General features: G+C 38.9%; 10 protein-coding genes. All 10 read right to left on the reverse strand.

Annotated features, from left to right (window positions below; genetic code table 11):
* Positions 1 to 701, reverse strand: a 701-nt coding sequence (locus tag N3D17_07230) for a type II secretion system GspH family protein (GenBank protein MCX8083160.1), incomplete at its 3' end; no start/stop codon positions are given.
* 4 nt (positions 702 to 705) lie between these two features.
* Positions 706 to 1767 carry a LacI family transcriptional regulator gene (locus tag N3D17_07235; protein ID MCX8083161.1) on the reverse strand — a complete coding sequence of 354 codons (1062 nt, stop codon included), beginning with the start codon at positions 1765 to 1767 and terminating at the stop codon, positions 706 to 708.
* A gap of 49 nt (positions 1768 to 1816) precedes the next feature.
* A complete protein-coding gene (locus tag N3D17_07240) occupies positions 1817 to 3262 on the reverse strand; it encodes a hypothetical protein (protein MCX8083162.1) in 1446 nt (481 codons plus the stop codon).
* 15 nt (positions 3263 to 3277) lie between these two features.
* A complete protein-coding gene (locus N3D17_07245; protein ID MCX8083163.1) occupies positions 3278 to 4174 on the reverse strand; it encodes a dihydrodipicolinate synthase family protein in 897 nt (298 codons plus the stop codon).
* A gap of 35 nt (positions 4175 to 4209) precedes the next feature.
* On the reverse strand, positions 4210 to 5493 hold the full coding sequence (locus tag N3D17_07250; protein ID MCX8083164.1) for a hypothetical protein: 1284 nt from the start codon (positions 5491 to 5493) through the stop codon (positions 4210 to 4212).
* A 9-nt stretch (positions 5494 to 5502) separates the two neighbouring features.
* Entirely contained in the window at positions 5503 to 5736 is a 234-nt protein-coding gene (locus tag N3D17_07255; protein MCX8083165.1) for a hypothetical protein, read from the reverse strand.
* A complete protein-coding gene (locus N3D17_07260) occupies positions 5733 to 9179 on the reverse strand; it encodes a hypothetical protein (protein ID MCX8083166.1) in 3447 nt (1148 codons plus the stop codon). Before N3D17_07260 ends, N3D17_07255 begins: the two co-directional genes overlap by 4 nt.
* A gap of 37 nt (positions 9180 to 9216) precedes the next feature.
* The gene (locus N3D17_07265; GenBank protein ID MCX8083167.1) at positions 9217 to 9948 is read right to left on the reverse strand and encodes a type II secretion system GspH family protein; all 732 of its coding nucleotides are present in this window, start codon (positions 9946 to 9948) and stop codon (positions 9217 to 9219) included.
* Positions 9949 to 9952: 4 nt separating this feature from the next.
* A complete protein-coding gene (locus tag N3D17_07270; protein MCX8083168.1) occupies positions 9953 to 11014 on the reverse strand; it encodes a LacI family transcriptional regulator in 1062 nt (353 codons plus the stop codon).
* Positions 11015 to 11063: 49 nt separating this feature from the next.
* Positions 11064 to 12349 (reverse strand): hypothetical protein (locus N3D17_07275; protein MCX8083169.1); only part of this gene is annotated, 1286 nt, incomplete at its 5' end.

The raw sequence follows: 12349 nt of genomic DNA on the forward strand, positions 1-12349 counted from the left end.
TATGTACCATGGGGCTTCTGCTGTTTGGATAGCCAGGTTACATGCATAGAAGCCCAGAGAATGTTCGCACCACCACTATGCCTGGAATTTAAAGAACTCTCAGAGATAGTAAAAGGTCCATCCCAGTACCAGGTATCCCAATATCCTACAGTCATCCACCCGCAAGAATCTGCAACAAGCACTTTTTTGTCAGGATTAATCCATCTTTTCATATTGTAGTGGGCACTCAGTGCTACTGGATTACTCGAAAAACCTTGATAACTACCATTCAACCCATAACACCCACCAAGCCGTGCTGATGGACAGAACCACACCACAGGGTCGTTAGGGTCACTCTTTTTAGCAGGCACATATCCGAGTGCCCTAAGTGTCCAGTACCATCTCTGGTAATAAGATGGTGTATTCCCCATGTACGGAAACGGAATTCTTCCTTCGTTATCATCAGCATACATTACCAGTGCAAGTCCAATCTGCTTAAGGTTGTTCATACATACCGCCTGCCTTGCCCTTTCCCTCGCCTGAGAAAGTGCCGGTAGCAACATCGCAGCAAGTATCGCAATGATTGCTACCACTACCAATAATTCTATAAGCGTAAATCCCTTCCTTCTCATCTTACACCTCCATTTTTTGTTATCTATTCTAAACAGGGGATAACAGAAAGTACTGTCTGCCAGTGCCCCTGAGAAGTGGAAGTTTCTCATTCCTTTATAACCTCCTTACAGAACCTCTCTCTACCAAAGAAACAGGAAACGCTACCTTCATACCTGTCTTCTTACCCGTCTCTATCTCGTCTATCAATACTTTTATCCCTGCCTTTACCATATCATACTTGTCAACCCCTATCGTAGTTAACCCAGGATGCAGGTGTTCACCTATCCTTATGTTATCAAACCCTACCACTGATATATCTTCAGGTATCCTTCTGCCCATCTCTCCTAATGCCTTATATACACCTATCGCCATAGGGTCTGATACTACAAATATCGCTGTCATATCAGGGTTTCTCTCCACCAACCGCTTCGTCGCTTCATAGGCACCCTCTATACTATACATACCCTCTTCAACAAGCCCCTCATTATACCTAATACCTACCTCCTCAAGTGCCTTTCTGTAACCTGAAGAATGAGAATAATGTAAAGGCATATCCTCTAAAAAACTGGTGATACATCCTATCTTTTTGTGTCCTGCTGATATTAAGTATTGGGTTGCTATAAAACCACCAGCGAAAAAGTCAGGGTAAAAAGAAGCAATATCATCAGACATTATAAAATCTATAAACATAACAACATTCTCTATTTTTTTATACATATTTATAACGTCTTCTCTCCATCTCTCTCCCACCCCAAGAAAAACACATCCATCTATTACATTTGGGTTTATCATCTTGATAAATAGTGATGGGTCTCTTATGTCTTCAAGTGTATGAAAGAAATATCTGTGGAGATTGAATTCCAGCAAGACCCTGTCTATCTCTTCAAGCAGTTCTGCAAAAAATGGTTCTGAATATTTGTTGTAGGTGGGAAAGATAAGACATCCGATATTCCCTGTCCTTAAATTGTTTCCTCTCTTCAAAGATGCAAGCCGTCTACCTTCTATTACAGGAGAGTATCCTAACTCTTCTACTGCAGCCCATACCTTCTTCCGCGTCTCTTCACTTACATAAGGGAAATTATTGATAACATTGGAGACCGTTTTAATACTTACACCTGCCTTCTTTGCAACTTCTCTAATTCCTACCCTTTTTACCTTTTCTACTGTTTCTTTCATCGTTTACCATTATAACACAAAAAAAAATTTTGTCAAGTATCATTTACTTTCACCACCAGGACGGATATTTTTTGGGAATTTTGTATCTATCAGGAGAAAGTGTTAAGTTCCCCTTAAAACCAAATACCTCTGCATCCTTTAAGTAAAACTTTAACTCTACATTACCATAAGTCCTTACCGGCTTTTTAAACCTTACAGGGGCTAATATATGGTCCCCTGTTAAAGGAAGACAGTTGTCTCTCTCACAACCAGCAATAACTTTACCATCCTGTAATATCTCTACCTGAATATATCCTTTTGGTGCTTTAAGGTTAACAAAAATCTCCGGTACATCAGAGATATAAAGCGGTGAGGTCTTTATATATCCTTCTCCTTCTGCTTTCCAGGATATAAATCCATCCCTCCTTATCTTACCTGTTCCCATTCCTCCTCTACTGGCAACCCAGTGCTCACCTTCTTTACCTCCATACCAGAACCTTAATTCATTCCCTTCTATCACAGGTGAACACGTTATAACTGTCATACCTGCATCCCATTCCCCTTTCTCTCCCCTCGGAACAAACACCTTCCTGTCTCCTACCCTGTCCCAGTTCATCAAATCCCTGCTGAAAACTAACTGAACATCTAAAGGTCCTTTCGCCAATGAAGGGTCTATGTCAAATATCTGCAAAAAACCTATATAACCATGCCCGTATGGAAGTATATACATCTTATAAAACTCCCTCATCTCCGGGTCTTCTCTGTCCGGCTCAAGAACTGTCATCATCGGTGTCCAGTGGACTAAATCCCTGCTCTTGCTTATCGCTATATGCCTCTTGCCCTTAAGCCCCAATCTTTCATAAATATGAAACTGCTGATAAGACCTCGTTGTTATCAGATAACAATCCCTTACAGGGTCCCACATTATACAATGGGCATCACCATCATATGGCAAAACAGGTGGAAAATGAAAATCCCAATCTATACCATTTTTACTAAGAGCAGTTGTTATACCTTGAAAGTATAACCTATCATCAAACGGAGAAAAATTACTGCAGATGAGTTCAGCATCAATATCTTTAGAATAATTAGGGATCACCCCTCCAAAGTCAATCCACAGGGCAGGATACTTCGGAAATTTCAGGATGTTATTCTTGTTATTTCCTTCATACCATACCTGATTCAACTCTATCTTTTCCCAGTTTATCCCATCATAACTCTGTGCCATACAGAGATAACTATCAAACTTCCCAAAGACCTGATACCAGCATATATAGAGATTTTTCTCTGTGTCATACAATATAGATGTATAAAAAGGTGCACGGACAAAGGCAAAATCAACATCAGAAAGATAACTCTCCCATCTACGGTCTGTCTCAATCACCGGATTTTTCTCATATTTCTCAAGAGGATAAAAAACCTTTTTTACTCCCTCTTTTTTCTCTACCAGTTTCTCATCTACAAATACAAAATGGTTCCCGTCTGCAAACTGTTCCTGCATAAATCTGCTTACCATTTTTTTATCCCCTGCTTATACTATATACTCCGGAAATTCCTTTTTCCACTCTTTATAGAATGATTTTTCTTCTACATCATTCAATCTCTCCTTAAACGGACCCCTCGCATAACCGGCATCTATACCACGGAATTTCAAAACCGACTTCCAGTATGCAATGTTCCCATATCTATTCTTCAAAAATACTGCAACCACAACCTTCCTCTGTAGCTCCATCGCCCTCTTTATATCTCCTGCCTTAAAACTCTTATATATCTCAACAAATAGTTCAGGCAACAGGTTCTGCGTTGAACCTATACATCCCACAAAACCCATCGTAAGTGCAGGAAGAAAAACCCCGTCATGTCCTGCAAATGCAATCCATCTTTTAGCCTCTGTTAAAATCTTCTGTAATGTATAAAGGTCAAATCCAGTATATTTTAAACCTATAATATTTTTTATATCAGCCAACTTTAAAAACTCTTCAATAGAAATATTCATCCCTGTGTTTTCAGGAATGTAATAGATAAAAAATGGTAATGAGGTGCTTTCTGCTATCTCCCTGTAATACTCATACATCTCACTGAAACTGAACTTATAATATATAGGTGGGATAGAACTCACTCCATCTGCTCTTATCATCTCTGCATGTTTTGCAAGTTCAACTGCATTTTTTGTATTTAGAGCACCTCCTACATGGACAATAACCCTCACCCTATCCCCTGTCTCTTCCTTTACTATCTCTGATACTTTTTTTCTCTCCTCAACATCCATCAATAACCCTTCACCTGAACTACCACATACATATAACCCATCTATCCCTTTTGATATAAGAAATCTTACAAGCCCTTTCAACCGTTTTTTACAGACATCCCCTTTCTCATTAAAAGGAGTTAAAAGTGCTGCATAGATACCGTAAAAATTACTATCCATTATCCTTTCTCCTTTCTTACCGATTGACTTTATTTCTAATAAGACATCTCTATCTTTATACTAGCTGGTTTTACAGAAAGGCACCAGGGTTGAATACTGTCTGTAATAGTTGCCAGAATTTTATTTCTGTCTACCCCTTTCTGGATTATCTGGATACCTCTGCCAGCATTAATAAAACCTATCTTTACTTTACCTCCCATAATATCTTCTGGTATAAGTGGAAGTGTTATCTCTTTATCTTCACTATTTTTTGTAATGTATATAAAAGATAGTTTCCCGGATGTGTTTTCTCCCACCTCTACCTCAAAAAACATGGCAGGGATAAACAGTACATAGTCCAGATAGAAATCCTTGCCATAGTTGTCCAGTAATCGCTCACCATTTACCCAGTCATAAGGTCTTTGTCCATTCCATATTCCATCTCTGTCTGTATCAAATACAGCAGAAGATATAATTTCACTTATAACACTCCATCTATTATCCTGCCCAATCCATCGCTCTTTATACTCACCTGTATCCGCCAAAAATAATCTGCAATACTTCCCGTATATCCTCTGTATCACCCATACATCTTCTTCTCCAAAAGATGGAATCTCTATACCAAATGTTTTCCCCAGTTTTGTAACCATCAATTTTTTATAATCCTCTTCAACAAGAGCGCTATCTATTCCTTCTTTAAACATATTGTTAAATTCCTGTACCTTACCATCCACTACCTTCTCCTCAAAAATATCAGAGAAGAAACCATTCGCTCCAAACTTCCTGTAGTACACCCCCAGTAGTGGATACTTATCTTTCACCGGATAAAGATCTAAAAATGATTTATAGATATAAAAGGTTATGTTATCTAAAGAACTATCCCCTGAAAAGAAAAGTTTCATCTTTATATCTTGAGTAGGACTTTCTATAATCAGTGGAGCATTATATACACCTTTACCCTTTACCATCACTGCGCTTTCTGCTACCACATTACCCTTACCATCCACTATCTCTAACTTGTATATCCCTTTCACACTGGACCGCACATCTACAGCAAGTGTATAGGTATCCTTCTCAGGAAAGTATAAATAAAGTTCTCCTATCTCCTGTCTCTCACCTGCATTTATATAGTTAAATGGACCTATCCCTACTACCTCCTCCCCTGTATTGCCTACCTCACTTGACTTCCTGCCCCAGCCAATCTCCCAGTACCCTGCCCCTCTGTTATCTCTCTTGGCTCCTTTAAGATTAACAAAATCAATAATTATATCAGAAGAAAAAAGACAGGAGGAAAGTATTAAAAGAAAATTTAAAACCACCATCCTATTTTTTACTGCCATAATATATCCTTACTTACATCTATATTTTTCCGCTATTTCTTCCAGTACTTTCTTTACATATTTCAGATTTTCTATATCTTTTGTTGTCTCCTTCTGGTTCTCTATTGCCTCATTTATCTGAACCTCTATCTGTCGCAGTTTCTTTTCCATCTCTCTGTATCTATTATAAAGTTTATATGGGTCATCTCCATTGGCATAACTTAATGTGAAGAATAAAAGAAAAAATAATAAGATATACCTCATTCCTTTACCTCCCACCTTATCCAGTTAAAACCTTTATAGCCAGGGATATTATCATTGGCTATCCGCTTTAACTCTACATCTTTCTTTATAACCTTACCATCTTCATATATAAATAACTCATACTTTCCTTCTTCAGGAACAATAAACCACGACCTGCCTTCTTCATCTGAAAGAATACCTTCTATATACCAGGGAATATCTGATGATGGCTTGAGGTAGATATATTTGTTCCTGTAAGGTGCTCCATTAACTATAACCTCTGCAATCACCTCAGGTGGAAATGTAGAGGGCGCTGGTGGACCCTGTCTTAATACTTCTTTAAATACATTATCAATGGTATTATCTACATATTCAGGTCTACTTTCATCAAACCAGTTTATACGATATTGATGCCTGAATGATATTCTTGTAACCCGTGCACCTTTCCCAGACAAAGAAGGCCATTTCACATCAATGTATGGTATATTATCCCATGGACCTCTCTTGCCCGGTATTTCTTCATAGCCAGCACCATTATGCCACCAGCCAATGAAACCTGGAACTTCAAGTTCTATCCATCTTTTAAATACCTGCTTTGTCATGTTTGCTTCTTTTCTTACTATCTCTGGCCAATATCCGAGCCATCTCGGATAACCTATTACCCAGTAGTATGCTGTCTCTCCGAGTATCAGTGGTTTCTTAAAGAATGTCTGCCACTGTTCCATATTAAACCCGAACTTCCTCGTCTCTCCATGCTCAGGATAATGGAAGTCAGCAACCGGTTCTTCAGGGTCTGTCCAGGCAAATACATCTCCATTGTATTCATATATCTGATTGCCAGGCCATAAACTCTTGAAGTATTTACCGAACTCTTTCACCTTTGCCATCCTGCTTTTACCTGTATCTTTATCATAGTCAAATGACTGTGTGCATACCTCATTATCAAGTGACCATACAACTACAGAAGGATGGCTGATAAGTTCATATAACCATCTATTATAGTGCTTCTTTACATTCTCTTCCCAGGCAGGCGGATAATTTTTCCAGTAATCTTGGTCATAGTAATTATTCAAAGGGGTCTCCACTACTAAAAGCATACCCATCTCGTCTGCTATCTCATAAAAAAGTGAAGGATAGATATGGACGTGTAATCTATAAATATTCATATTTCTTTCTTTTAATATCCTGTAAAGTCGCCTAAGCCACTCAGGATTATTAGTTACACTGCAATAGATATCTCCTTCACACAACGCATTAGTCCCTTGCAAGAATATCTTTTTCCCATTGAGGTAAAAGTTAAATCCTTCTATCCAGAACTCCCTGAACCCGAATCTGTCAGTCCTCTCATCAAGAACTTTTTTCCCTTCCATTATCTTTGTTGATAGTGTATACAGTTCAGGGTTCCCATACTCTCCTCCTATACCCCACAACACAGGATTGTGCCAGTAACCAGACATATCTATGTATCTCTCTTCACCTGGTCCTATATCTACTGAGGATGCCATCTCAAACTCTATCCTTCCTTTTCTTATTGCCTGCTGGACTATTCTTATCTCTTTCGGAGAGTTGGTTGTATTCTTTATAAATGTCCGTGTCGTTAACTTCCACTCCCTTACTGAAGGTACTATCATCACATTCTTGGTGTATACATCACCTCTGGCTTCAAGATAAACATCATCCCATATACCTATACAGTATAAAAACCTGTTCCCTATTAAAAAGTCCTTATGGTTGTCTGTTGCTGCTGGGCTCTGTACATATACAAGCAATTCATTCTTCTCACCATACCTTACCACATCTGTAATATCTATCTCCCAGGGGAAATACGGACCATAATACTCTCCCATATTCCTTCCATTTACATAACAGACAGCATAAAAATTTATTGCCCCAAATTTAATAAATAATCTTTTACCTTTTAGATTTTCTGGAAGATTAAAATATAATCTATACCATCTCCTGTTACATTGAATAACAGATAAATCAATTTCAGGGTGAAATGCCCATTTTTTGTCTTCTTCAAGATACCCATAACCTGGATCCGGAAGAATTATAGCAGGCACAGGGAATGGCTTCCATCCATCATTTGGTGGTATTAGTGTCTTTTCTTTTACTCCTACTGCCTCCCACATACCATTTAAACAAATCCTTGTCCTTATCGCTTCTGACTGGCTATATGTACTGGTTTTAGGTGTTTTGTATAACCTCGCGGATTCTTCTCTCTTGCTTTCTAAATACCTACCTCTAGCTGTATCTCCTTCCTCTTCTTTCTTCTTTATCTCTTCTCTCAGTGCCTTCTTTTCTTTCTCTAATTCTGACAGTTTATCTGTCTCTACTTTCAGTTTTTCCTCTTTCTCTTTTATCTTACCTGCTATCTCTTCTATCATCTGCTTTACATATTCAATTGATATCACATTTATCTTCTTCTCTATATCTGCTCTGTCCCTTTCAAAGGTAAGATAGAGCATATAATCACCCATATCGGAAAAGTGCACCCTGTAGGATATTCTCATGGCTTTAGTCGGCTCTAAACCAACCTCTTTTGTATCTGTAAGTATAATCTTCCCTTTAGGTGAGATAAGGGAGACCTTTAATTTTGTCCTGGTCTCTTCTGTCGCACCAGCACTTATTATTATCTCGCGCTCTCCTGTAAATACCGGCTCTCTCCCTATATCTATCCCTACAAAATATGGCTCTATAAAGTAGTCAATCTTGCCGATATCCTTACATATACTCTGATACTTCTCCTGTGGATTATCTACTGAAATACCCAATACACTTACATCCCTTATTATCTCATCCTTCAGGTCTGTTATCCTTACACAGAAATCATAGCCACTGAGATTATTGGTTATCTTCAAAAGAAGAAAGTTTAAGCCCCTCTTTAATCTCCCGAAGTGTGTATTCTGGTCCTTCTCTGTACCTCTACATATATCCAGCCCACCTAAATACTCTCCATTCAACCATATCTTATAACCATCATCACTACCTAACTTTATCTTTATATCCTTCTCTTCTTTTGAAATAATATAACAACCTGCATAGGCAACTACATGCTCCACAACAGGGAATCCCTGCTTTAACAGGTCTATCTTATAGGTATCTGAATGGTATGTCTTCCACTGGTTGGTAAATACCCTGTCTTCTTTAAATCCCCAGATATTCTCTTCTCCTTTGAATGGACGCTCTATCGGTGGTACCTCAGGAAATACAACCTTTACTTCCTGCCCTGGATATGGTTCTACCTTTTCCTCTCCACCTATATCTTTAAGAAAATCCGTATCAAAATTACTGCCCTTACCATCTTTATATTCACAGGGAAATGGACCACAGATAAGCCAGTTCCTTATAAATCCTTCTTCATCCAACCCAAAAAGGACACCTCTTCCATCAACTAAGGAAAAGAATAAAATAAAAGATATAATTATACTTAAAAGAATACCCCCCCTTTTGTCTTCCCTCATTCTTCCTCTCCAATCTTTATTTATATAAATAGTCGTGCTACTGAGCTAACCGCCATGACCCTGGGTCATATGTACCATGGGGCTTCTGCTGTTTGGATAGCCAGGTTACATGCATAGAAGCCCAGAGAATGTTCGCACCACCACTATGCCTGGAATTTAAAGAACTCTCAGAGATAGTAAAAGGTCCATCCCAGTACCAGGTATCCCAATATCCTACAGTCATCCACCCGCAAGAATCTGCAACAAGCACTTTTTTGTCAGGATTAATCCATCTTTTCATATTGTAGTGGGCACTCAGTGCTACTGGATTACTCGAAAAACCTTGATAACTACCATTCAACCCATAACACCCACCAAGCCGTGCTGATGGACAGAACCACACCACAGGGTCGTTAGGGTCACTCTTTTTAGCAGGCACATATCCGAGTGCCCTAAGTGTCCAGTACCATCTCTGGTAATAAGATGGTGTATTCCCCATGTACGGAAACGGAATTCTTCCTTCGTTATCATCAGCATACATTACCAGTGCAAGTCCAATCTGCTTAAGGTTGTTCATACATACCGCCTGCCTTGCCCTTTCCCTCGCCTGAGAAAGTGCCGGTAGCAACATCGCAGCAAGTATCGCAATGATTGCTACCACTACCAATAATTCTATAAGCGTAAATCCCTTCCTTCTCATCTTACACCTCCATTTTTTGTTATCTATTCTAAACAGGGGATAACAGAAAGTACTGTCTGCCAGTGCCCCTGAGAAGTGGAAGTTTCTCATTCCTTTATAACCTCCTTACAGAACCTCTCTCTACCAAAGAAACAGGAAACGCTACCTTCATACCTGTCTTCTTACCCGTCTCTATCTCGTCTATCAATACTTTTATCCCTGCCTTTACCATATCATACTTGTCAACCCCTATCGTAGTTAACCCAGGATGCAGGTGTTCACCTATCCTTATGTTATCAAACCCTACCACTGATATATCTTCAGGTATCCTTCTGCCCATCTCTCCTAATGCCTTATATACACCTATCGCCATAGGGTCTGATACTACAAATATCGCTGTCATATCAGGGTTTCTCTCCACCAACCGCTTCGTCGCTTCATAGGCACCCTCTATACTATACATACCCTCTTCAACAAGCCCCTCATTATACCTAATACCTACCTCCTCAAGTGCCTTTCTGTAACCTGAAGAATGAGAATAATGTAAAGGCATATCCTCTAAAAAACTGGTGATACATCCTATCTTTTTGTGTCCTGCTGATATTAAGTATTGGGTTGCTATAAAACCACCAGCGAAAAAGTCAGGGTAAAAAGAAGCAATATCATCAGACATTATAAAATCTATAAACATAACAACATTCTCTATTTTTTTATACATATTTATAACGTCTTCTCTCCATCTCTCTCCCACCCCAAGAAAAACACATCCATCTATTACATTTGGGTTTATCATCTTGATAAATAGTGATGGGTCTCTTATGTCTTCAAGTGTATGAAAGAAATATCTGTGGAGATTGAATTCCAGCAAGACCCTGTCTATCTCTTCAAGCAGTTCTGCAAAAAATGGTTCTGAATATTTGTTGTAGGTGGGAAAGATAAGACATCCGATATTCCCTGTCCTTAAATTGTTTCCTCTCTTCAAAGATGCAAGCCGTCTACCTTCTATTACAGGAGAGTATCCTAACTCTTCTACTGCAGCCCATACCTTCTTCCGCGTCTCTTCACTTACATAAGGGAAATTATTGATAACATTGGAGACCGTTTTAATACTTACACCTGCCTTCTTTGCAACTTCTCTAATTCCTACCCTTTTTACCTTTTCTACTGTTTCTTTCATCGTTTACCATTATAACACAAAAAAAAATTTTGTCAAGTATCATTTACTTTCACCACCAGGACGGATATTTTTTGGGAATTTTGTATCTATCAGGAGAAAGTGTTAAGTTCCCCTTAAAACCAAATACCTCTGCATCCTTTAAGTAAAACTTTAACTCTACATTACCATAAGTCCTTACCGGCTTTTTAAACCTTACAGGGGCTAATATATGGTCCCCTGTTAAAGGAAGACAGTTGTCTCTCTCACAACCAGCAATAACTTTACCATCCTGTAATATCTCTACCTGAATATATCCTTTTGGTGCTTTAAGGTTAACAAAAATCTCCGGTACATCAGAGATATAAAGCGGTGAGGTCTTTATATATCCTTCTCCTTCTGCTTTCCAGGATATAAATCCATCCCTCCTTATCTTACCTGTTCCCATTCCTCCTCTACTGGCAACCCAGTGCTCACCTTCTTTACCTCCATACCAGAACCTTAATTCATTCCCTTCTATCACAGGTGAACACGTTATAACTGTCATACCTGCATCCCATTCCCCTTTCTCTCCCCTCGGAACAAACACCTTCCTGTCTCCTACCCTGTCCCAGTTCATCAAATCCCTGCTGAAAACTAACTGAACATCTAAAGGTCCTTTCGCCAATGAAGGGTCTATGTCAAATATCTGCAAAAAACCTATATAACCATGCCCGTATGGAAGTATATACATCTTATAAAACTCCCTCATCTCCGGGTCTTCTCTGTCCGGCTCAAGAACTGTCATCATCGGTGTCCAGTGGACTAAATCCCTGCTCTTGCTTATCGCTATATGCCTCTTGCCCTTAAGCCCCAATCTTTCATAAATATGAAACTGCTGATAAGACCTCGTTGTTATCAGATAACAATCCCTTACAGGGTCCCACATTATACAATGGGCATCACCATCATATGGCAAAACAGGTGGAAAATGAAAATCCCAATCTATACCATTTTTACTAAGAGCAGTTGTTATACCTTGAAAGTATAACCTATCATCAAACGGAGAAAAATTACTGCAGATGAGTTCAGCATCAATATCTTTAGAATAATTAGGGATCACCCCTCCAAAGTCAATCCACAGGGCAGGATACTTCGGAAATTTCAGGATGTTATTCTTGTTATTTCCTTCATACCATACCTGATTCAACTCTATCTTTTCCCAGTTTATCCCATCATAACTCTGTGCCATACAGAGATAACTATCAAACTTCCCAAAGACCTGATACCAGCATATATAGAGATTTTTCTCTGTGTCATACAATATAGATGTATAAAAAGGTGCACGGACAAAGGCAAAATCAACATCAGAAAGATAAC

This window comes from bacterium, from assembly GCA_026414725.1.
GTDB lineage: Bacteria > Ratteibacteria > UBA8468 > B48-G9 > JAFGKM01 > JAAYXZ01.